This window comes from Paenibacillus borealis (assembly GCF_000758665.1).
GTDB classification, from domain to species: domain Bacteria; phylum Bacillota; class Bacilli; order Paenibacillales; family Paenibacillaceae; genus Paenibacillus_AQ; species Paenibacillus_AQ borealis.
Genome location: NZ_CP009285.1, coordinates 46,587 through 69,533, shown reverse-complemented (window position 1 = coordinate 69,533; position 22,947 = coordinate 46,587). Strand labels below are relative to the sequence as shown.

Annotated in this window: 22 protein-coding genes; 1 reads left to right on the top strand and 21 read right to left on the bottom strand. The window is 52.2% G+C overall.

Translation table 11 applies throughout. From position 1 onward, the window contains the following. Positions 1-3: 3 nt before the first annotated feature. From PBOR_RS00320 to PBOR_RS00235, 18 genes are all read right to left on the bottom strand, one after another. Complete coding sequence (locus PBOR_RS00320; protein ID WP_081971859.1) at positions 4-948, bottom strand: peptidylprolyl isomerase; 945 nt, start codon at positions 946-948, stop codon at positions 4-6. Between the two features lie 9 nt (positions 949-957). Continuing rightward, the gene (gene hslO, locus PBOR_RS00315; protein WP_042209948.1) at positions 958-1,842 is read right to left on the bottom strand and encodes an Hsp33 family molecular chaperone HslO; all 885 of its coding nucleotides are present in this window, start codon (positions 1,840-1,842) and stop codon (positions 958-960) included. Positions 1,843-1,889: 47 nt separating this feature from the next. Continuing rightward, positions 1,890-2,657 (bottom strand): type III pantothenate kinase, encoded by a 768-nt coding sequence (locus tag PBOR_RS00310; RefSeq protein WP_042209947.1) that lies wholly within the window; start codon positions 2,655-2,657, stop codon positions 1,890-1,892. Then, positions 2,657-3,529, bottom strand: coding sequence for a carboxylating nicotinate-nucleotide diphosphorylase (gene nadC, locus PBOR_RS00305; RefSeq protein WP_042209945.1), 873 nt, complete (start codon positions 3,527-3,529; stop codon positions 2,657-2,659). Before nadC ends, PBOR_RS00310 begins: the two co-directional genes overlap by 1 nt. After that, complete coding sequence (gene nadB / locus PBOR_RS00300) at positions 3,519-5,135, bottom strand: L-aspartate oxidase (RefSeq protein ID WP_042209942.1); 1,617 nt, start codon at positions 5,133-5,135, stop codon at positions 3,519-3,521. The genes nadC and nadB overlap by 11 nt, the downstream gene beginning before the upstream one ends. 39 nt (positions 5,136-5,174) lie before the next feature. Beyond that, positions 5,175-6,113 carry a quinolinate synthase NadA gene (nadA, locus tag PBOR_RS00295; RefSeq protein ID WP_042218730.1) on the bottom strand — a complete coding sequence of 313 codons (939 nt, stop codon included), beginning with the start codon at positions 6,111-6,113 and terminating at the stop codon, positions 5,175-5,177. A 215-nt stretch (positions 6,114-6,328) separates the two neighbouring features. Beyond that, positions 6,329-8,380, bottom strand: coding sequence for an ATP-dependent zinc metalloprotease FtsH (gene ftsH / locus PBOR_RS00290; protein ID WP_042209941.1), 2,052 nt, complete (start codon positions 8,378-8,380; stop codon positions 6,329-6,331). Between the two features lie 111 nt (positions 8,381-8,491). Next, entirely contained in the window at positions 8,492-9,031 is a 540-nt protein-coding gene (hpt, locus tag PBOR_RS00285; RefSeq protein ID WP_042209940.1) for a hypoxanthine phosphoribosyltransferase, read from the bottom strand. Positions 9,032-9,076: 45 nt separating this feature from the next. Continuing rightward, entirely contained in the window at positions 9,077-10,519 is a 1,443-nt protein-coding gene (gene tilS, locus PBOR_RS00280) for a tRNA lysidine(34) synthetase TilS (protein ID WP_042209939.1), read from the bottom strand. 74 nt (positions 10,520-10,593) lie between these two features. Continuing rightward, positions 10,594-11,532: a serine/threonine protein kinase gene (locus PBOR_RS00275; protein WP_042209937.1), complete on the bottom strand. Its 939-nt coding sequence runs from the start codon at positions 11,530-11,532 to the stop codon at positions 10,594-10,596. Beyond that, on the bottom strand, positions 11,522-12,268 hold the full coding sequence (locus PBOR_RS00270; protein WP_042209936.1) for a vWA domain-containing protein: 747 nt from the start codon (positions 12,266-12,268) through the stop codon (positions 11,522-11,524). The genes PBOR_RS00275 and PBOR_RS00270 overlap by 11 nt, the downstream gene beginning before the upstream one ends. Positions 12,269-13,096: 828 nt before the next feature. Beyond that, positions 13,097-15,604: a stage II sporulation protein E gene (gene spoIIE / locus PBOR_RS00265; RefSeq protein WP_042209934.1), complete on the bottom strand. Its 2,508-nt coding sequence runs from the start codon at positions 15,602-15,604 to the stop codon at positions 13,097-13,099. A gap of 442 nt (positions 15,605-16,046) precedes the next feature. Next, positions 16,047-16,550: a S1 domain-containing RNA-binding protein gene (locus PBOR_RS00260; RefSeq protein WP_042132690.1), complete on the bottom strand. Its 504-nt coding sequence runs from the start codon at positions 16,548-16,550 to the stop codon at positions 16,047-16,049. A gap of 125 nt (positions 16,551-16,675) precedes the next feature. Beyond that, complete coding sequence (locus PBOR_RS00255; RefSeq protein ID WP_042209931.1) at positions 16,676-17,011, bottom strand: FtsB family cell division protein; 336 nt, start codon at positions 17,009-17,011, stop codon at positions 16,676-16,678. A gap of 22 nt (positions 17,012-17,033) precedes the next feature. After that, on the bottom strand, positions 17,034-17,597 hold the full coding sequence (yabQ, locus tag PBOR_RS00250; RefSeq protein WP_042209928.1) for a spore cortex biosynthesis protein YabQ: 564 nt from the start codon (positions 17,595-17,597) through the stop codon (positions 17,034-17,036). Next, positions 17,594-17,878, bottom strand: a complete 285-nt coding sequence (gene yabP / locus PBOR_RS00245) for a sporulation protein YabP (RefSeq protein WP_042209927.1) — start codon at positions 17,876-17,878, stop codon at positions 17,594-17,596. The genes yabQ and yabP overlap by 4 nt, the downstream gene beginning before the upstream one ends. Before the next feature lie 127 nt (positions 17,879-18,005). Then, positions 18,006-18,284, bottom strand: coding sequence for an RNA-binding S4 domain-containing protein (locus PBOR_RS00240; RefSeq protein WP_042209926.1), 279 nt, complete (start codon positions 18,282-18,284; stop codon positions 18,006-18,008). After that, complete coding sequence (locus PBOR_RS00235; RefSeq protein ID WP_039309509.1) at positions 18,284-18,556, bottom strand: HU family DNA-binding protein; 273 nt, start codon at positions 18,554-18,556, stop codon at positions 18,284-18,286. The genes PBOR_RS00240 and PBOR_RS00235 overlap by 1 nt, the downstream gene beginning before the upstream one ends. Positions 18,557-18,589: 33 nt before the next feature. Here PBOR_RS00235 and PBOR_RS36725 point away from each other — a divergent pair, with 33 nt between their 5' ends. Further along, entirely contained in the window at positions 18,590-18,736 is a 147-nt protein-coding gene (locus PBOR_RS36725; protein WP_157763946.1) for a hypothetical protein, read from the top strand. A gap of 82 nt (positions 18,737-18,818) precedes the next feature. On the opposite strand, the gene yabN is transcribed toward PBOR_RS36725, so the two are convergent. From yabN to spoVT, 3 genes are all read right to left on the bottom strand, one after another. After that, positions 18,819-20,318, bottom strand: coding sequence for a bifunctional methyltransferase/pyrophosphohydrolase YabN (gene yabN, locus PBOR_RS00230; RefSeq protein ID WP_042209925.1), 1,500 nt, complete (start codon positions 20,316-20,318; stop codon positions 18,819-18,821). 74 nt (positions 20,319-20,392) lie between these two features. Then, positions 20,393-22,048: a putative polysaccharide biosynthesis protein gene (locus tag PBOR_RS00225; RefSeq protein ID WP_042209924.1), complete on the bottom strand. Its 1,656-nt coding sequence runs from the start codon at positions 22,046-22,048 to the stop codon at positions 20,393-20,395. Positions 22,049-22,210: 162 nt separating this feature from the next. Then, positions 22,211-22,753 (bottom strand): stage V sporulation protein T, encoded by a 543-nt coding sequence (gene spoVT / locus PBOR_RS00220; RefSeq protein ID WP_042209923.1) that lies wholly within the window; start codon positions 22,751-22,753, stop codon positions 22,211-22,213. Between the last annotated feature and the right edge of the window lie 194 nt (positions 22,754-22,947).

Below are 22,947 nucleotides of genomic sequence, written 5' to 3'. Positions count from 1 at the left end.
TTATCAATCTTGCAGGCTGTTGTCAATATATATTGCTGTATCATATTTGGCGCGCAAATCGCTTTCCACCTGCTGCAAGGGCGCTGCCTGCTCCAGCGCCAGCTCCTGGCGTATCAGCCGGCGGATCTCCTCCTGATCCGGCTTCTCGGGATCAATAAGCTTCTCCAGCCGGATCACAGCATAGCCGCCCTCGACCTGCAGCGGCCCGGCGATATCTCCGGCCTCAAGCCCCGCTGCTGTCTTCAGCAGCTCCTCCGGCCAGAATGGATCGTTCTCCTCCACCGTTCCGATATTACCGCCATGCTGGCGGCTCTCCTCATCGGTCGATACCTCTCTGGCCAGCTCAGCGAAATCCTCTCCCTGCTCCAGGCGGTCCATAACCTGATTAGCCCCGTTATAGGTTTCCAGCTTGATCATAGAGAGCTGCATTTGCTTCCTGGGAGTGAATCTCTCAGCGTTCTGTGCCAAATAATCATCAATTTCAGTTTCACTGACCGTAATACCTGCGGTGGCTACAGCTTGAAGCTTCAGCCGGTACGCAGTCTCCTCGCGCAGTTCCTGGCGGGAAAGTCCAAGTTCGGACTGCATCTGCTCATAATATTGCTCCTCTGAGCCATAGCCGGACATGCTGCGCTTCAGTTCCTGCTCTATCTCCTCATCGGTGACCGTGATCCCGAGAGCTCCTGCTTCCTTGCCTACAACGATATGATTAAGCATGCCCAGCAGTACTTCATCGCCATGCTTTTTTTTGAGTTCATCCATCCATTCCCGGTCCGTGACCGGCTGGCCTCCGGCCGCAGCAATATCCGAAGCCTCTCCGTCTGCAGCCTCACCCTTAAGCAGGGCCATTGCACGCAGGCTCCAGAATAAAAGACCTCCAAGCATTAAGGTCGCGACGGCGAGTAATATAACGGTATTGCGCAGCGCGCGCTCCTGTCTTGTCATCATCCCATAGCCCTACGATTTCGCTTGATCGAGGATTACCTGCAGTTCATCCTTGTTAAACACGTAAGCTTCATTACAGTAATGGCATATGACTTCAGCTTGATCATCTTCTTCAATCAGCTGTTCCAGTTCGTGTTGGCCCAGGCTGACCAGTGTCTCTTCTATCCGCTCACGCGAGCATTGACAGACAAAGGAGATTTCGAGTTCATCAAGGACTACAGCATCCGGCAGCAGCAAATGAAGCATCTCCTCAGGTTCAAGCCCTTGGTCCAGAACTGCCGTCACCGAAGGCATCGCTCCAACAGCGTGCTCAATCTCGGTGATCTCTTCATCCGTCAGGCCGGGCAGCAGCTGAATAATGAAGCCTCCAGCTACTCTTACAGAGTTATCTGTCTCCACCAATACACCCAGCCCTACAGCTGCAGGTGTTTGTTCCGAAATGGCAAAATAATAAGTGAAGTCCTCTCCCAGCTCTCCCGAGACAATAGGCACACTTCCGCGGTATGGCTCTTTCATCCCCAGATCCTTGCTGATATCAATGAATCCTTCCGTACCTACAGCACCTGCGACATCCAGCTTGCCAAGGCTATTGCTCGGCAGATGAACATGCGGATTACTCACATAACCGCGGACTTCGCCCAGGGCATTGGATTCAGCTGTAATCTGTCCGATCGGGCCATTTCCTTTAACCATAATCGCCAGTTTCTCCTGACCCTTGAGCATTGCGCCCATGATGGCTGCGGCGGTTACAGTACGGCCGAGCGCAGCTGTAGCTGTCGGATACATATCATGTCTGCGCCGCAATTCGTCAACGAGTTCTGTAGTACGGACTGCGAATGCTCTGACCTTCCCGTTCATGGCAGTTCCCCGGATAAGCCGGTCCTTCTTTTTTTCCATTGGGTGCATACGCCTCCTATCTGTCTGTATATGGTTCCACTTCAAGATTATTTGTTCCGGTTGTAAATAATTCGTAATCCTTCCAGCGTCAGCATGGGATTCACTTCATCAATGCAATCCGTCTCGCCGGCAATCAGCGGAGCAAGCCCCCCTGTAGCAATAACCTTGAGAACGGGTGCATTCATCTCCAGCTTAATACGTCTTACAATTCCCTCTACCTGGCCGGCATAGCCAAAAATAATCCCTGCCTGCATCGCATGGACGGTGTTGCGTCCGATAACCTTCTTGGGCTTCTCCAGCTCAATCCGCGGCAGCTTGGATGCCCGCTGATATAAGGCCTCTGTAGAGATTCCCAGCCCCGGCACAATTGCCCCGCCAAGATAGTTCGCTCCGGCATCAATACAGTCAAACGTAGTCGCCGTACCGAAATCAACCACCACGAGCGGGCATTTATACTGCTCGATAGCCGCAACGGCATTTACAATCCGGTCCGCCCCCACTTCGCGCGGGTTCTCATAACGCAGATTAAGCCCGGTTTTGATTCCGGGGCCTACAAGCAGCGGGTCTTTGCCGATATATTTAACACACATTTCCACGATAACCTGAACCAGCGGCGGAACAACTGAGGAGATGATGACCCCCTCTACATCTTTAAACGATATATTCGACATGTGGAACAGATTATGAATCAGCACACCATATTCATCCACGGTCGATTGACGCGCAGTGCTAAGCCGGAAATGATGAAGCAGCTCACGCCCCCGGTAAACACCAAGCACGATGTTCGTATTCCCTATATCAACGACAAGTATCATTACAGGTTTCCGCCTTTCTTGCCATTCAGATCCAGGCTGATATCAAGACTGGCGAAGGAATAGGTAAGCCGTCCTACAGAAATGACATCTACACCCGATTCTGCAATCCCGCGTACCGTTTCCAGAGATACATTGCCCGAAGCTTCGATTTTGACATGCCGCGCTTTGGTTCTGATTCTTCGTACCGCTTCCCTCATCAGCTCAGGTGACATATTATCAAGCATAATAATGTCCGCTCCGGCAGCAATGGCTTCCTCTACCTGCTCCAGGCTTTCTGTTTCCACTTCGATCGTCATGGTGTGGGGGATATTGGCCCGGGCACGCCCTACCGCCTGACGGATGCCTCCGGCTCCCTTAATATGATTATCCTTAATCATTACCGCATCATACAAGCCAAAGCGGTGATTCGCTCCGCCGCCTATGCGTACAGCATATTTCTCCAGCATCCGGTGGCCTGGCGTTGTCTTGCGGGTATCCACCAGCCGGGTAGGCAGACCTTGAAGCTCTTGCACGAAAGAAGCTGTCCGTGAGGCCACACCGGACAAACGCTGCATCAGATTAAGCGCAAGCCGTTCGCCTGTAAGAATGGCATGCGTGCTGCCTTCCACTTCAGCGATGACCGTGCCTTTGGACACCGGCTGGCCTTCTTGTACCAATGCCGTGAATACCAGTGTCGGGTCTACCACCTCAAAAACCAGTTCAGCCACGGGAAGTCCGCAGATCACTCCGTCCTCTTTGGCATGGATAATCCCTTTGGACTCATGTCCTTGGGGTATGGTTGTTCGGGTTGTGATATCCCCTGATCCAACATCCTCCTGCAGCCAGCCCTTAATAGCCTGGAGCAGTTCTTCGTTATAGCCGTTAAACATCATCACTTAATTCCTCCACTATTCCCAGTTCGCGAATCTGGAGCAGATGCTTCTGCCACTCTGCATCATTCCGCAGCGGATAATCTTCACGATAATGTGCGCCGCGGCTCTCCTCCCGTGCCAGTGCCGATTCGGTGATCAACAGGCAGCACGTAAGCATATTAGCGAACTCGTATTCTTCACGTTTCGTAAGTGCCGCATTAAAAATCGGCAGCTGACGCTTTAATTCATCCAATCCTTTAGTCAGCATTTCCTGATTCCGGCGCAGTCCGGCGTAGCGTACCATAACCTTTTGCAGCTTCAGACGCCGCTCCACAATAGCCTGGGTAGGTGACTCCACCCGGCCCTGGTCGCAGCCTGCTGATACTGTATCCCGTCCAAGCGGCGGAAGCTGATGGATGCGCTCTACGATCCGGCGGCCAAAGACGATCGCTTCCGACAAGGAATTACTGGCCAGCCGGTTAGCTCCCTGTACCCCTGTAGAAGAAACCTCGCCACAGGCAAACAGGCGGGAAACGGTGCTCTCCCCGTTCAGATCGGTCTTAACGCCCCCCATCATATAATGCGCAGCAGGAGCCACCGGAATCCAGTCACTTGTAATATCCAGTCCATAACTCATACAGGTCTCATAGATCGTCGGGAAGCGGTGTTTGACCATATCCGCAGATTCATGTGTAATATCAAGGTAGACAAAGGTCGATTTGGTCAGCTCCATCTCGCTCACAATCGCCCGGGCTACAATATCTCGCGGGGCCAGTTCCAGCAGCTCGTGGTACCGTTCCATAAACCGGTCTCCGTTGATGTTGCGCAGTACAGCACCTTCACCACGCACCGCTTCCGAGATCAGAAAGCGCGGGGCTCCCGGATAACTGAGTGCTGTCGGGTGAAACTGGATGAATTCCATATCCCGTATATGGGCGCCAGCCCTGTAGGCAATGGCTACACCATCGCCGGTCGCCACTTCAGGATTGGTCGTATAGCGGTACAATTGACCGGCTCCGCCTGAGCACAGAATAGTTGCATCGGCCTGCAGGAATAAGCGTCCGCCGCCCGGCCGTTGTACCAGCGCCCCCACGCATTCCCCGTCTACGGTGATCAGATCAATGACATAATGGTCATCCCATACTTCGATGTTCTTATGCTGCTCTGCCTGCTCCGCCAAGGCGCGGACAATTTCATAGCCTGTGGCATCCCCGTTCGCATGCAGAATACGGCGGTGGCTATGTGCTGCCTCCTGGGTCAACGCGAGCTCGCCATTCTCCTTATCGAATATGGTGCCGAGCCGGATGAGTTCGCGGACGCCCTCCGGACCTTCATTCACCAGTACATCTACAGCTGCAGAGGAGTTCAGCCCCGCACCGGCCATCAAAGTATCCTGACGGTGGTACGCCGGAGAATCATCTTCAGAGAATACAGCGGCAATCCCCCCTTGGGCGTACCGCGTATTGCTCTCCATTACTGTCTTCTTCGTAATCATAATGACCTTCCGGTCTTCACTGGCTTTGATCGCTGTGAACAAACCGGCAATGCCTGAACCAATCACAATACAGTCTGTCTTAATTACAGGAAGCTCCTGAAGATCGAAATCAACCAAATATTGTGGAATCATGACCGCTTTTCACCTGTTTCAACGAAAGAGTAGCGCATGCTACCGGACTTGTAGCATGCGCTCTAGGGAAGTTCTGGCTTTGTCGGCGACAGCGGGCGGTACATAAATCTGCGGCTTCATCGTCTCCAGGCATTTTACCAGTTTCTTTAAATTGTTAACCTTCATATTGGGACAAACCAGGAATTTGGTGGCAAAATGGAATTCTTTATCGGGACTGTCCAAACGCAGCTGATATCCGGTTCCATCCTCAGTTCCCACGATAAACTGCCGGCGGTCCGATTTCCGGCAATATTCTAAGATCGAGGTCGTACTGCCTACATAATCACCCATGGCTACCACTTCAGGACGGCATTCGGGATGTACCACAAATTCCGCTTCCGGATATTTGGCTCTCATCTCCACTACATCTTTGACGGTAAGCATATCGTGAGTGTTACAGTAGCCTTCCCATATAATCAGCTTCTTGCCGGTCTTATCCTGAACATATTGGCCCAGGTTCTTATCGGGTACCCAGATAATCTCTTCCGCATCAAGGGATTCAATCACCTTGACGGCATTGGCAGAGGTACAGCAAATGTCCGTTTCCGCTTTAATCTCGGCTGAAGAATTGATATAGGTTACTACTTTGGCGTTAGGATACTGCGCCTTCAGCTTCCGGAGTCCGTCCACATTGACCATATCCGCCATAGGACAGCCGGCGCGTTCATCAGGAATTAAGACAGTCTTGTTCGGCGCAAGAATCTTGGCGCTTTCCCCCATAAAGTGAACACCACAGAACACAATTACATCGGCCTCTGTCTCCGCAGCCTTCTGAGCCAGCAAAAACGAGTCTCCACGGAAATCCGCCACTTCCTGAATTTCATCACGCTGATAATAATGAGCCAGAATTATTGCATTCCGTTCTTTCTTAAGCTGTTCAAGGCGCACACGAAGTTCACGATTCTGTTCCTGCTTGCGCTCAAGCGCCAGAGCTTCCACGGTCATTCTCCCCCTTATGTCTTCATGGCATATAGCCAGTACATTCTATTAAGTTATATTATTTAATATTTAATCACTAATGTACACAACGTTCCACCCCCTGTCAATGTGAGCGGGCCGGGGGTAGCGCTACGTGATGATGAGCCAATAGACAAAAAAATCCGGAGAACCTCAGGTTCTCCGGATAAAATTACGATGTTTGGTTCAAAAAGCGATTAAACCAGGCTTCCGCCGCCTTTGTTGCCATCATCCGAACCGTTACCTTCTTCAGGATCCGGTTTATTCGGAATATCCTTGGACAGATCGCCAAGGAATGGCGGTTCTTCGTCGGATTTGCCTTGAATGCGGACACGTACATCACCGATAGAATCAATTACTGGCTCGCCCGCTTCATGCGTAACTGCCTCTGCTTCTTCCGGTTTGCCATCCTCCGTCAGGTAGCCTTGCTCAATCAATTCTGTGATCTGATCAAGTTCCAGCGTTTCCTTCTCCAGAAGGGTGTTCGCAATCAGGTGCATTTCTTTGGAATGCTTGGTCAGCAGCTCTCTGCAGCGCTCATAGCTGCTGCGGATAAGGTTCTGCATTTCCTGGTCAATCTCGTAAGCAATGGAGTCACTGTAGTTCTGTTCATGTCCGATATCACGGCCAAGGAAGACCTGGCCCTGGGATGTGCCGAACTGCAGAGGCCCAAGCTTATCGCTCATTCCATATTCCATAATCATCGCACGCACAATGCGCGTAGCCTGCTGGAAGTCACTATATGCGCCTGTGCCGATTTCGCCAATGAATAATTCTTCAGCAACACGTCCACCAAGCAATCCGGTAACCTTATCCAGGAGTTCCTGCTTGGTAACGATCATCCGGTCTTCCTTAGGAAGCATGATAACATATCCGCCTGCGCGGCCGCGCGGGATAATGGTAACCTTATGCACGACATCGGCATGCTCAAGGAAGTAGCCGGCAATGGTATGGCCTGCTTCGTGGTAAGCTACAATCCGTTTCTCGCGGTCACTGATTACGCGGCTGCGTTTCTCTGTACCGACAATTACACGGTCAATCGCTTCATCCACTTCACGCATGGTAATATCCTTACGGTTGCGGCGTGCAGCAAGCAGTGCCGCTTCATTCAGCAGGTTCTCCAGATCCGCACCGGTGAATCCGGTTGTGCGCTTGGCAATTACGTCAAGCCGAACATCCTTGGTAAGCGGTTTGTTGCGGGAATGAACCTTCAGTACAGCTTCACGGCCCTTTACGTCTGGACGGTCAACCGTAATCTGACGGTCGAACCGGCCCGGACGGAGCAATGCCGGATCCAGTATGTCGGCGCGGTTGGTAGCCGCGACAATGATAATGCCTTCGTTGCCGCCAAAGCCGTCCATTTCAACGAGCAATTGGTTAAGGGTCTGTTCACGCTCGTCATGTCCGCCGCCAAGTCCTGCGCCGCGCTGACGTCCCACAGCATCGATTTCGTCGATAAAGATGATACAAGGAGCATTCTTCTTCGCATTCTCAAACAAATCACGTACCCGGGATGCGCCGACACCGACGAACATTTCCACAAAGTCCGAACCGGAGATGCTGAAGAAAGGAACACCGGCCTCACCTGCTACCGCACGGGCCAGCAAGGTTTTACCTGTTCCCGGAGGGCCCACAAGGAGTACCCCTTTAGGAATGCGTGCACCTACAGCTGCGAATTTACGCGGATCCTTGAGGAATTCCACGACCTCCACAAGCTCTTGTTTCTCTTCATCAGCCCCTGCAACATCCTCGAAGCTGATCTTCTTCTTCTCTTCATTATATAACCGGGCCTTGCTCTTGCCGAAATTCATGACCTTGCCGCCGCCGCCCTGTGCATTGTTAAACAGGAAGAAGAACAGGATGAACATGATAACTAATGGAATGATGGAAGAAAGGAATGTCAGCCAGATGCTGTCGCCTTCCATTTTCTTCTGGGTCAGCTCCACGCCATTAAGTTCACTGGCAGCTATAAGTTCATCAAGGGCCCGATCTGTAGGAGGAACATATGTGGAGAAGTTCTTCGATTTAGTCTCAGGTGGCAATTCTTTGTATTCGCCTGTAACCAGGAATGCGTTACCCTCAAACTGAACCGTCAGGCTCTTCACATTATTGTCCTTGATCTCCTGTCTTAACTCATCATATCTAGGGAAATCGGCGGATTCATTTCCATTGCTTACAAACTGGACAATGCCCACCACGACTAAAAATAAAATCAAATAAAAACCAGAATTCCGGATGAACCGATTCATCCCCTACCTCCTCTCACAACGCTCAAGTTATTGTACCATAGCCTGACCAGACTCCTCAAATTGTCAGGAAATCCAGAAAAGTGATCCTTGAATCTAAGGCTGTCGATTGGTTCATTTGGAATAAATCTCAGGCTTCAGTACACCTACGTATGGGAGGTTCCGATACAGTTCGGCATAGTCCAGTCCGTAGCCTACCAGGAAAGCATCAGGAATCACAAAGCCTGTGTATTCGGCTTCAAGATTAACTGCACGGCCTGAAGGTTTATCGAACAGGGTGACTACTTTGACAGAAGCAGCATTCCGGCCCTGCAGCATGTCAATCAGATAGCTGAGGGTAAGACCACTATCGATAATGTCCTCTACAATCAGAACATCGCGGCCTTCAACCGAAGTGTCCAAATCCTTGATGATTTTGACTACGCCAGATGATTTGGTTGTACCGCCATAGCTGGATACCGCCATGAAGTCCATTTCAACGGGTACTGTAATCACTTTAACCAGATCCGCCATAAAGATAAACGCACCTTTGAGTACACAGATGACTAAAGGTGTGCGGCCTGCATATTCCTTGCTCAGCTGGGCACCAAGCTCCCTGATTCTTTGTTGGATTTCTTCTTCGCTGATCAAGATTTCTTGAATATCGTTCTGCAACTTGCGAACCTCCTAAGATATACTATGAAAGACTTACTTCGACCATTACGTTTCTTCATCTTGTTCCATGTCTTCCATGGACAAGAGAAGTACCGAGGCCGTGTGCCGCCCTACTGCGGCATGCATCGAGCGCCTAACGCCCGGAATCCAGACGATATTGCCCAAACCATCACAAACGAGGGGAATTCTAGAGCGTTCGGAAGAAGGTATTTTATCATCAATGTAAATATCTTTTACCTTTTTGCTTCCGTTTAATCCCATAACCCTTATGGTATCTCCAGGCAATCGGGAACGGATGGTGAGTGGTAAGGCGAGTTCATCGCCGTCAAACCAAGCAGACATCTTCCCTGAGTCCTCCTCCTGTGCAAAAAAATCTTCTCTCTCCAGCACCTTCATCGCCATAACTTTTCCTATCTCCTTAAGGTTGATCCGGGGATGAGGCAAAGACAGAGGGTATGTATAGCTTACCTGCCGAAGCGAGGGCTTGGACGAGAACAAAATGGTATCATATTGCCGCATGCAGACGTAACCGCCGCCCAGATCCAAAGTCCATGTGGTGGGGTGTTCCTGCAGCGTTCCCCTGCGCACAGCTTCGATCTTGGGGAAATCCATCGCAGATGAATCCGCCGACAGATAATTTAATATTAGTTTAATCAAACGCCGTTGTAAAGCGGAGGGCAGGGCCGCAAATGAAGCTCTCTTCAAGGTGTATTTTCCATGCTCGATAAAAACAAGCTCTTCGAAGCATTTTGCCGCATTCGCCTCCATATATTCATCTTCCGCACCGGCAATTTCAGACAGCTGCAGAAGCGATTGTCTCACTCTGGGATTATGCTGTTCAAGCAGAGGCAATACTTCATGCCGTACCGCATTCCGCTTGTATTTCATCAGCAGATTACTGGCATCCTCCGCGTAAGCAAATCCCTCATTCCGGCATAAGCCGACAAGAGCTGTTTTGTTAATACGCAGGAAGGGGCGGATGAGTTCCACCTTTTTTTCAGTCCGTTTCCAGCGCATGCCTGCCAGCCCCGAAGTCCCGCTCCCCCGCAGCAGCCGCATCAGCACCGTCTCGGCCTGATCATCGGCATGATGGGCCAGCGCAACAGAACGGGCACCGTAACGGTGCGCGGTTTCAATCAGGAATTCATAGCGTTTCTCCCTCGCCGCTCCCTCCGGACCCAGCCCGATTTCCTTAACCATGGATGGAATATCGAACTCTGCCAGCTCAAAAGGAATCCCCAGCTCAGCGGCCAACTTCCTGACAAACTCCGCCTCTTCCGCTGATTCCGCTCTGAAACCATGATTTACATGGGCGCATATCAGGGTTAAAGGCATCCGGCTTACGGATATCTCGTGCAAAATACGCAAAAGAGCCACAGAGTCCGGCCCTCCGGAAACTGCGACTACAATGGTGTCATGGGGCTGCCACAGCTCATGCTCAGCCGCAGCTTCCATTACGGATTCCACCAGTTCTTTCATGTGCTCCATATACGGCGTCCTTTCTTGCAGATCACTTGCATGTCTTGCTCCGGAATTCCGGCATTCCGGTATTATGTATAATTTCAAAAGCGGAATACCCAGTAGATCGTAAAGGCCAGCAAAAATAAAGACAGCGCAAACGCATTTTTGAGCCAGCGGGGAGTCGCCATCGTCTCCTTTCCCGTCTTCCGTGATCTGTATATCTGGCTTCTCCAGACATCCGCAGCTTGTGCAGAACCGGGAAAACCGCCTTTGAATGCCAGACACAGCCAGGAGGACAGTTTCTTGTCAGGCAGGTTTCTGGCCAGCTTCAGCAGCTCATCCACACTCCGGGTCTGCGGCAGCTGCTGGGCTGCAGTCTTCAAACCTTCTTCGTTGAGCAGGCGCAGGCATAGTACGGCAAAAGCAAACAGATCATAGTTCTCGTCCCCGGTCCGGCTGCCGGCATTCCAGAATCCGCGGTCATGCCATTCGGTAAACTGCTTCACGCTGCGTCCCACGGGACTTGCGCCTCCGTAGTCAATCAGCTCGGCTTCACCGTAATTGGATACCATCACATTCTCCGGCTTAAGATCTCCGAACACAAAGCCGCATTCATGCAGGGTCTGCAGCTTCTCCAGAAGCTTCATGCCGACAAGCCCCAGCCAGGACGCACCGTTCCTTGACAGAAAATGATGCAGCGGCCTGCCTTCCACATAGCGCATCACATAGAAAGGAGTATGGTCCCTGTCCTTGAAATCATCCGATTCCAGCAGGTAAGAAGACAAAGCGGACTCCTTGCGCGCCCGGTGCTCACTGCGTTTACGGCAGGATTGCAGAGAGGTCAATACATTGATCTCAGACTGCAGCTCCAGCGTATCGTATCCGATTTTGAGCGCATACCGCTCCCGCCGGCCTTCCCGCTGCACAAGATATACGGTTCCGTTTGCCCCTTTCCCCAGCATCCGCTCTACGACATAGCGGTTTCCCCGCCATTTGCCGGTAATTACAGTGCCTGCCGGATAGGGTGGATTAGACGACATACCCACCAATCATCCCTTCTCTTGCCTCGTCCTCTTCGTTCGGAAGATAGTCACGATGTTCATCCAGTTTATCATAACGGTAATGTTCGAGCACCTTGAAAATAGCCGGTCCTGTCGGAGTAGCCCCCCGCATCTTCAGCCTGGAGAAGAGCGAGCGTACTTCCGATACATTTCGTGTCCAGTCCATATCCAGCACGGCATCTTCGCTGCTGGAGCGCCCCGGAAAATGGAATACGGCAATCTCGCTCCGCCCTTCCCGTGCTTCCAGGCTGAGAGCCAAATCGCGGATGGCATCCTCTACGGCACCCAGCTTAGGCTTCATGCTCGCACTTGCATCGATTAAGAGCGCAATGCGCAGCGGCGATGTCTCGGTCAGCTCATCGACAACCGTTACCACCTGCGACCGCTGCTGCGGAGGCAGCTCTTCAATTGAACCTTCACCGAGAATTTTTTGTACCTCTTTATTAACCGCCTGCTGGATTGTCTGAACCACGGTTTTGCGGGTCATCATCTGAATAGTCTGCGCCAGCTGCGACGTTGAGGCAATCCGGCTGAGTCCGCCTCCCGCTTTGGCAATATCAGCGATTTCTCTGCTTCCGAGCTCACCGATCGTTCCATAGTCCACGACACCTACGACATTGACTGTAATGCCTTCCTGCCGGGCATGCGCCGCTGCGAGTACCGGGCTTTCCCCCACATTTGAACAACCGTCAGTAATGAGCAGAATCTGCTTCATGACCGTTCACTCCCCTTTGCCTTGTATCTAGTTCTAGCATATCCAAGGTAGAGAGATTTCAAACGCCGCTTAGCGGGAAAAACTTGAATCTAACGACTTCGTGAAATAAGGGTCCCTGCAAGAAAGTTTTGGGCCTCCGATCGCTGTTGTCCTCTGATTTCCTGATCGGAGTACCGCAGTTTGCGGTTGAAATCAGAGGACAAAGGCGAACGCTGACGCTTCTGCGGCTCCAAAATTTCTCTCCGTTCCGTACACTTCACTTTGTATGAATACAAGTTCACGCCGCTGAGTCAGCGGCGGTTGAAACGGGGCGGGGCAGGACGGGCGGGTGGATGGAGTGCACCCGCCTATTAACACAGAACTTAGCCCACAGGCCTCAGCCAGCGGAATATTTGGAACCTCCAGTGGTGATCAACGGTTTGGCTGGTGGGGGAAATCTGGTGACTGCTGCAGCTTAATTGATAAGTTCCCTGCGGAAAACTATTAAGTGCTCGCTATCACTCCTCCAGTCCTGAAGTCTTAAAATCCTGCACCAAATACAAAATTTTCCTCATAAAATCACCCTTAAGCGGATTTTGTTGTATGAAATGCAGGATTTCTCAGCTTCCAAGCCATTTAGCAGAGCAATTCTTGTAATTTGTACAACAATCTTCCCAAACACGTGGGTATCTTCATATCAAAGCTGCACTCAGTACAACATTTCATGCCTATGCAGAGGCGAAGCTATACATCCCATCCCAGTGGTCCTTGAAATACATGGCTGCGTGCTAAGCGCAATTACTTAATAGATAATAATGAAAGAACAATGTCAGATGAATGATAGGTTACCTAACTAACTGTACGTGGTCTCTCCATTCTGCCCACACCCGGCATATGCAGGCTGGACCACTCCGGATGGAAATGATCAACACGGCTGACGACAATCGTCATGTCATCGTGAATCTCATTGCCCTGGTAACGGATCACCTTATTCAGCAGGCTGTCGGCCATATCCTGGGGATCATCCCCCTCCAGCTCCTGGATCAGGCGTTTCATCCATATCTCTTTATTAACGGCATATCCCGGCGCATCATAAATACCATCAGTCATCATAATGAGAATATCCCCGGGACGCAGCTGCATGGTGACCAGATCCACTTCGATATCTTTGATAATTCCAATCGGCAGATTGCTGGCTGTCACTGGAATAACCTCGCTGCCCCTCCGGATAAAGCTTGGTGCTGAAGCTATCTTCATGAAGATGGTCTGCGCTGAATATTGATCAATCAGCGCCATATCCACGGTCGCATAGAATTCATCGGGGGAACGCAGCAGCAGAATCGAATTGACGGATTTAACCGCCAGCTTCTCATCCATTCCGGACTGCAGCAGCTTCTCCAGCATGGACAGAGCAGCGCTGCTCTCCATCCGGGCCCGCTCGCCGTTGCCCATTCCATCGCTGATCGACACGGCAAAGGTACCATTTCCGAGTTCCACCGTACTGAAGCTGTCGCCGGACAGTATATCGCCTCCTTTGGCTGCACCGGCTACACCGGTGTTAATTTCATAGGCTTTGGCCGAGCCAAACGTCACCATGGATAAACCCTCGCGCGGGTGCACCGCCGTTTCACTTACCACCGCAATATTCTCCTCGAGGATATCTGACAGTAGCGGAGCGATCATTTTACGGCATTCGTCGAAGCCCCGTGTATACGCATGCACCACTTCGATCTCCACACGTCCGGGATCAAGGCTCAGAATTTCAATGCTGTGAATCGACAGGCCCAGCTTCTCCAGCGCCTCACGGATCTGGCCTTCCTGGCGGTACATCGCCTGGCCCTCCCGCTTGATTTCCTTCGCCAGATCCTCCATGACCTGCGAGACCCCGGATAATTGCTCGGCAACAAATTGGCGGCTGTCGTATATTTGCCGCTTCCAGCGCATATCATGCTGATAGAGTTCATATTGACCCTTCATTACTTCCAGTACTTCACCCGTCTTGCCGCAAATCCGGTTCCATTCCGGAGGGAGCTGGGCAGCTGTAATGTCCGGGCATTCCTCCACAGTAGTCATCATATCGGTCATATATCTGTAAGTCTGATAGAACTTGGCATCCCAGCAGTGGGTACGACGGATGCAGCCGGCGCAGGCACCTTCCGTTACCGTTTTCATGAAATCCTCCATTTCGCGGTCGCTTTTGCCCGCTTCTGTGGCACGGGGGATTTGACCGAAGCTGCTGGAGAGCTGGCGGAATACCTGAGAGAACTGGGTAACCCGGTCTGCTGTAATATCCCGCACTCTGCGGGCATATTCATGTTGGGAACGGCTGTGATCCGGTGTACCCGGTACATATTTGGCAATGGCAGAAATAATGCCCTTAGGTGTTAGAAGAAACAACACTACGGCTGCGCAGGTCTCCCAGGTGGAATTCATCACATCGCCCGGTCCCATGAAATATACCGATAATATGGTTGAACCCAGCAGCATTCCGATAGAGACAGCCCCTTTGCGTCCGGACTGCATCATTCCCGCCAGCATGCCGGAAAAGGCCAGCAGACTCATCTGATAGATGGCGCTTATATCGGCCAGACTGAGAATCAAGCCGGTGACTACACCGACGGCTGCCCCGAGCGGTGCTCCCCCGGCAAGCGCAAAGAGCAGTATGAGGAAACGCGATAAGATATGCTCCAGCGAAAGACCGTTTACCGTCCACCCGACGAGCCCCGTCATCACGGAGGCCAGCAGAATAATCAGGCAGAGGATCTCTTCATTGCGAAGTGCCCTGCTTTTTTGCTTATAAGTGAACACGGGAAGCGCCTGCAGAAATACGAGCGTCAGCACAAACCCCAGCAAGGCATCAATCGTTGCCATCATCAGCGGATACCAGGCGAGCGTAGGACCGATGACCACCTGGAACAGTCCCACCATAAAGGAGGCCACGAATACCATCAGCGGCGCATAGGACAGATCCACCCGCTCGAAATTCTCCAGTCCTTTGTAGATCAGGTAAAAGATAATCAGCTCTGCGGCAACCACTATAGCGCCGGGGAACGGTGTAAAGAGACTTCCGAGAAGAATGGCCGCGCCCACAGGCAGCGTAGAGTCTCTGCGCATAAATACAATGACGGCGAAATAAGCGGCAGCAAAGGGAGTCAGCTCGTCCAAAATCATGGCACGGCCCAGCAAAAAGCCCATTAGACTCAGCAGCAGTGCCCACTTCTTGACCGCGATGAACTGGAGGACCGGCTGTTTCATACTCCACGCCTTCAGGCGTGTACCCCAAGCTTCTTTCTGAATCTTGTCTTTGCTTCCTGCTCTTGTCCACTCCGGCAAATTCACCACATTGCTTTTACTCATTCCCCTGCACCACCCGTATAAGAATTTATGGTCCTCATTATATAGCGGGGGTCTTATGAAAGTTTGTCAGAAACAGAGAGCGGTTTGTAAAAATATTCCGACAAAAAAGCCTCTGCCGACATTTTATGGAAAAACCTATCTATCCCTTACGGGGCAAAAGGTTAGCCCTTGCCAGGCCTGACAATACCGGCGGACGCTGCCGGTGCCCGCGCAGACATTCGTCAGCGATTGCCCTAGAGTTATGTGAGAATGGCTTGGATGCTGTCGGCAATTTGTTTGTGGCCGACAAAAAATAGCCCGGCTGCGAATCCTACACTTAAGTTTGCAGAGAGCTTACTGCAATTGCCGGCAAATGCCTGGAATGGAACAATTGCCAGGACATACAAAAAAACCGCGGAGGGCATGAAGCCCCAGCGGTTATTTATGATGTGCAAGACTCAGATTATACGCGCTTGGCTCCACGGCCGCCGCGTTTTCCTTCTGTGTTCTTCTTGATCGAAGATATCCGTTCTTCGCTGTCTTTCAGGAAGCGTGACATTTTATCCTCGAATGAAGGTTTACCGGCTGCAGGCTTGAATGGACGCCCACCCCGTTCACGATTGAATCCACCACCGCCGCCTCCGCCACTGCCGCCACCACCGCCGAAACGGTCTCCACCGCTTGGACGTTCTGGTCTTGGAGCTCTGGGGGGACGTACTTCCGATGCCGGCTTATCAACGGCCTGCTTAATGGAAAGTCCGATCTTGCCGTCCTTGTCAACATTGATCACCTTGACGGTTACTACATCCGCAATCTTCAAATGATCGTTAACATCCTTGACGTAGTTATCGGCGATCTCCGAGATGTGAACGAGACCTGTGACACCTCCTGACAGATCCACAAATGCTCCGAAATGCGTGATGCCTGTCACCTTGCCCTCTAACTTGGTGCCCACTTCAATTGCCATAGAATAAAATGATCCTCCCTTAAAAATATACAGACGAATATTAAGTCCATCCTGTCTGCGGTGATTTGATTATACAGTAAAGAACAAAGCAAGGCAACAGAGCGAAAGCCTCTTTTAGCCTGCTTTTATTGCCCGGATTGCTCAGTACGGATAGGCGATTCGCCTTCCGGATACATATTATACCATTTACGCGCTAATTGTCCGATATACTCATCGTCGTTCAGCCGAGAGACTTCATATTTGAGTTGATTAAGCGAAGCTGTGACACTTTCACTGTTCTGCTTCTTCTTCGCGAGCTGTTCACTCTTGTCGGCAATAGCTGCACTCTGGGCAAAGAAAGTAAATCCGGCCCAGCCGAAAAATAGCGCCACTACAAGAATCCATATAAACTTTCTTCTCTTCGCGCCTGCGGCCGAAGCCTTATGGTTAGTATTCTTCTCTTCCGCAGAGAATCTGTTCATGCAGCGTACCCCCAGTTCAAGATCAGCGTTTCCGCCAACCCGATATCCATTTAGTGATCCTCACTACCCTGGCACTATGATAGAACCGGGAAAGATGCGGAGAGACCCACCTTACAGGAAGTACCCAGATTGGCTTGGTTAGACGCAACAGCAGCTTCAGAATATAGAGCAGAATCCGGCCGAGCAGCAGCAGCGTCCCCTTAACAAGGCGCCATAGCCAGAGAAGCGGCCATCCAATCACAATCTCAATACATCTCCATAGCAGCCTGCACGTATACTGAACCGACTGAATTAACATTAACACAAAACGCCGCACCGTAACACTGAAGATCAAAAAATAGATCCATACACCTAGAAAGAGCCCGAGAAAGACATAAAACCTCAATTGTCCCTGATTTCCGGCATAAAGCATGCGAAAGACAAACAGGGCAGCCGCTATCCAATACAGCAGATCCAGCAGCGCATTCAGCCATTTGGGAAAACTCAGCTTCAGCGACAGCACCCGGTAGCTGTCATAAGCCAGTCCCATGGCTGTGCCGGCAAGCACCATATAGAACAGGGTGATCCATTGAACCGCGGGATTCATTTGAACAGCTTGCGGAGAATCCCTTTATTTTTGCCCTGCGTACCGGGATCGAGATAAATCAGGGAATGAACATTGCCTTCAAGTGACAAAATCCCATTCTCCAGACTTAAATTTTTGATATGTAAATGATTTCCCCGAATGGTGAGATGGCCGAGTTCCGTACGCAGCAGAAACTCCTCGCTGTCAAAGCTCTCTACATTCTGCACGCCTGTAAGTTCGACCTGTTTACGGCTGTGCATGTGCAGATCATGTTGTTTATTGACTTTAGCTGGCTCGATCATAGCATGTACCCCTCCTTCTTGGTTCTAATCTATGAAGAAAGGACAGGGTATAGAACATTAAGGAATGCCATACATAGTAAAAAAGCGTAACTTTACATAGTGTAAAGTTACGCTTTCGGTTACTGCCTTACCAGTCGAGTCCGGTGCTTTTGGCAACAGGCTCTTCACGAAGCAGTGTATACATTCCGGCGGCCTCGTCCTTGCGGGTGGTCTCCACCAGCTTTTCGACTCTGACCGTCACAAGCTTTTGGCCGAATTGCACAGTAATCTCGTCACCGATCTTCACAGTGCTGCTCGGTTTAGATTCCCGTCCATTGATCAGCACCCGGCCCTGTTCGGACACATCTTTGGCCACGGTGCGGCGCTTGATCAGACGGGAGACTTTCAGGAACTTGTCCAGACGCATTAGTTGACGGCTTCTTTAAGCTTGTTACCTGCCTTGAAGGCCGGTACAGTCGATTCGGGGATTTCAATAGGTGTGCCCGATTGCGGGTTACGGCCGGTACGGCCGGAACGTTTGCGGGTTTCGAAAGTACCGAATCCGATCAGCTGCACTTTATCTCCGCTTGCCAGAGCTTCTGTAATTTCGCCCAGAACCCCGTTGAGTACTGCTTCTACATCTTTTTTGGCCAATCCGCTTTTTTCGGAAATGTTGTTTACCAGATCTGTCTTGTTCATAATTTGAAGTTCCTCCTAGGATACAAAAAATAAATGAAAATCAGTTTGCTGGCAAAAATTGCCGCAAAACGTCATTTCGTCTTTATGATATTCTTGATTCTACCCTCAATTCCTGCCATGATCCGCCGTTTTTTTAAAAATGTAACATCTGGCGGAGAACCGGGGCTTATAGCACTATAACATTATAAACCTCTCTTTGCATTTCAAATCAGAGATTTAAGGTTCTGTTCACAGCATTACCGTTTCTTCGGCACTGTATACACTACTTGCTCCGCTCTTCTGCTTTGGCTTCTTGCCAGAGGTTCTCCATCTCTTCCAGACTGCTGTCTTTAACGCTGGTTCCTCTATCAAGCAGACGCTGTTCAATATATTGAAAGCGGGAGACAAATTTACGGTTGGTGCGGGTCAGCGCTTCTTCCGGATCAGCATTGATGAAGCGGGCTACATTCGTTGCCGCGAACAGCAGATCGCCAAGCTCCAGCATCTGCTCCTCGGCAGACAGCCCCATTTCAATCGCTTCCTGCAGTTCATCGACCTCTTCACGGATTTTGGCCAATACATCCCCGGTGTTATCCCAGTCAAAACCGACCTTGGACGCCTTCTTCTGCAGCTTGTAGGCTTTCATGAGTGCAGGCAGGTCACGGGGAACCCCGCTGAGGGCGGATTGTGCTTCAGGCTTCACGCCTTTGCGCCGCTTCTCCTCGGCTTTCATGCCGTCCCAGTTCTGCAGCGCCTCCTCGGCATTGCCGGCAACACGGTCGCCGAAGACATGCGGATGGCGGAAGATCAGCTTCTCATTCAGGCCTTCAATCACATCATAGACATTAAATGTGCCGAGCTCCTCTTCCATCTGGGCATGCAGCATAATCTGGAGCAGTAGGTCACCCAGCTCTTCCTTCATATGGTCCGGGTCATCCTCATCGATCGTCTCCAGCACCTCATAGGTCTCTTCGATCAGGTTCTTGCGCAGAGACTCATGCGTCTGCTCACGGTCCCAGGGGCAGCCTTCGGGACTCCGCAGAATATCGACAATCTCATGCAGCCGGGCAAAAGTACGCTTAAGCGCATCCTCTGCGCGGTTGATCGGAACATATACCAAGGAAAGGTTCCCGTAGCCGTCCAGCCGGTCCAGCTCGTACAGCGGCACACGCAGAATCTGCTCTTCGCCCTCTACACCAAGAGCATGACCAACAATTACTTCATACTCCGGCGGATACAGCTCCATCAGACAGAGCTTGGTCTCTGAAGCGGTGAAGCTGTCGTAGACCTGTCCGATCAGCGTATGCAGCTCCGGGTGGAGCTGGGAGCTGCGGATGCCGGAAGCGTCCAGCAGCTGAAATCCTTCAATCGGATCAAAGCCCAGACGGACAAACGCCTCGTCGAGGAAGCTTTCGCCACCGAGGATATTCAGCTCAATGCCCGCTTCCGGGCAGCGCTGGCGCAGCAGAGACACGGCGGATTCAGCAACCATGGGATGCCCCGGCACAGCATAGACGATTTCCGTACCCTGCGGAGCCGCCGCTGCCTTCTCAATCAGGGTTGCCGTAATGGCTTCGTAGACCTCAGGAAAGGAGGATAACGATTCATACAGCCCGTCGAATGACTCCGAAGAAATCTCTAGCTCAGCCAGTGCAGCCATAACAGGATGCTCTGCGGTCCGTACGTAAACGGCGGATGCCGCCTTCAGCTTCTTGATAATGCCCAGTGTCAGCCGGTCCGGATTACCGGAACCCAGGCCGACTACGGTTAGTATTGCGCTCATGCCTGTCTACTCCTTTCAGGGCGTCCGCCTGCTGCTTGTGCAGCCGGATGCCCTGTGTAAATTATTAGTAAGCCTTAAGGGAACAGGCGCAGCTTCTTCAGCTTGTCCGCCAGCCGGGGGCCGAAGCCCGGAAGCTGGCGCAGTTCGTTCTCGCTGAGCAGCCGCAGCGCCACCGCGCCGGCGGCGAAGACGGCGCAGCCTGCGAGCACGCCGAGCAGGCTCTGCGCCAGTGCTGCGGTCCGCCCGCCGCCGAAGCCGGCAGCGTCCGCCGCTCTGCCCACGCCGAGGCTCACGGCTGCGGCGGCAAGCCCCAGGCCCGCGAGCAGCGCCGCGGGCTTCAGCAGGGCATCTGCGAAGCGCAGCCGCAGATAGCCCTGGCGGTAGAGCAGCAGCACGTTCAGCGCTGCTGCGAAGAGATGTGCGGCCACGCCGGCGATGGCCGCACCGGTAATGCCCTGCTGCGGGACCAGCAGCAGGTTCAGGGCCGCCTTAAGCACAGCGGCGGCCAGAAGGTGCAGCGCCGGCGCACGCACGGCGCCAAGGCCCTGCAGCAGCGCGGCGGAGATGATACTGACGCTGCCGCCGGCGGCGGTGAAGGCCAGCCAGGTCATCGCGCTGCTGCCGGCAGCGTCCCCGTACAGAGCCGTGTTAACCGGCTCTGCCAGTACGGCCAGGCCTACGGACGCGGCCAGCCCGAGGAGCCAGAACCAGCGCAGCGACAACGTGATGCGCGTGCGGATAAGCCCCTCATTCCGCTGGAATTTCGCTTCCGCCAGGGCCGGAATAAATACTACCGACAATGAGGTCGCCAGCATGGTTACGATCTGCACGAGCGGCAGGCCGCGGTTATAGATGCCGAACTGGGCCATAGCAGCAGTCTCACTGCTGCCGCTTCCCGTCAACAGACGGGGAACCGTGAACACATCCACCAGGCTGATCAGCGGCACAGCCAGAGCGCCCAGCATCACCGGCAGTCCGTAAGCCAGCAGCTTACGGGCATTCGCGCTGCGTTCCGGGCGGACTTCAGCAGTAGCTGGTTTGCCTTGGACCGGATCCTGGAGCATTACGCCCTGCAGCCCGCGGCGGCGGTAACTGCGCCAGTAGAGGAGCATGACGGCCAGACCTGCCAGTCCCCCGCCGGCAGGGCCAAGCAATGCGCCGGCGGCAATACCTGCCGCATCGGCACCGGCCGCCGTCAGATAGAGCAGCAATGCGATCATGACGGCCACACGCACCGACTGCTCTACGACCTGTGACACAGCGGTAGGCATCATATTATGCAGTCCCTGGAAGTAGCCGCGCAGGGCAGCCATCAGCGGTACTACTGCCAGCCCCCAGGCGCTGCTGCGCAGCGCGGAGGTAATATGGGAGTTGCCGACCCACATAGCAATAACCGGAGCTCCGGTGTAGACCAGAACCCCGAGAATCAGTCCGCAGACTGCTGTAATGCCTGCAGACAGCCGCAGCACCCGCCGTCCTTCCTGTTCATCCTGCGCGGCAGAGGCCTCTGCTACGAACCGGGAGATGGCCGAAGGCAACCCCAGCATCGCCACCGTGACCAGGATCGTATACAGCGGATACACCGTATTGTAGATACCGAATGCTGCGTCGCCGCCCAGGTTCTGCAGCGGAATCTTCTGCAGCGTGCCGATCAGTTTGGAGAAAATAGCTGCCGCGCTAAGAATAAATGCGCCTTGCAGCAGCTTTGAGCCTTGTGTTTCCGATTTCATGATATACCTGCTTCTACAGCGTGACTGCCATATTAGAATGAATTTCTATATTATAACTTAAGTATACCTGTAAGTGGAAATGGCTTCGCTGATACAACAAAACCCCGCCATTTCCTGTGGATTCATACCCAGAGGATAAGCGGGGTTCTATAGGCCAATCTCTTACTGCTCCATTTGCTTGCCCAGGAAGGCTGCGGCTGTTTCAGCCATCTTCACTTCCATCTGCGCCATTTTCACCGTGTCATCCTTATTCAGCAGTACTACACAGCCGATTGGGTCTCCGCCGGAGATAATGGGTGCTGCCACATAGCTGGATAACTGCTCAGTGTGGTCTTTGCTGATGTCGTAGCTGCCTCCATTGGTTTCGAGCACCGTTTTCCGGCTTTCCATAACCTTTTCAAGAAGCACGCCTACCTGCTTCTCCAAATAATCCTTTTTGGAGCCGCCGGCGAGCGCGATGAAAGTGTCGCGGTCCGTAATCATGGTAATATGCCCTGTTCCTTCAAACAGCGATTCGGCGTATTCTTTGGCGAAATCGCCAAGCTCGCCAATCGGAGAATACTTTTTCAGTATAACTTCACCGTCGCGGTCGACGAAGATTTCCAGAGGGTCTCCTTCCCGAATCCGCAAGGTGCGTCTAATCTCTTTAGGGATAACAACTCGTCCGAGGTCATCAATACGGCGTACAATTCCAGTAGCTTTCATTTCACATGTTGCCCCGCTTTCTTAAGAAGTATGGTCCAACTACTGTCCATTATGGGAATGGTTAATCCCAGTGATTTATCGTAATATCTGACCATAGTATTCATCTCTTCCCAGTTCCTTATACATCCAAGCAGCCTGTATAAAATAGTTCATGCAAAATCACAACACCGCGGCCGGCATCATTCCAGTTATGT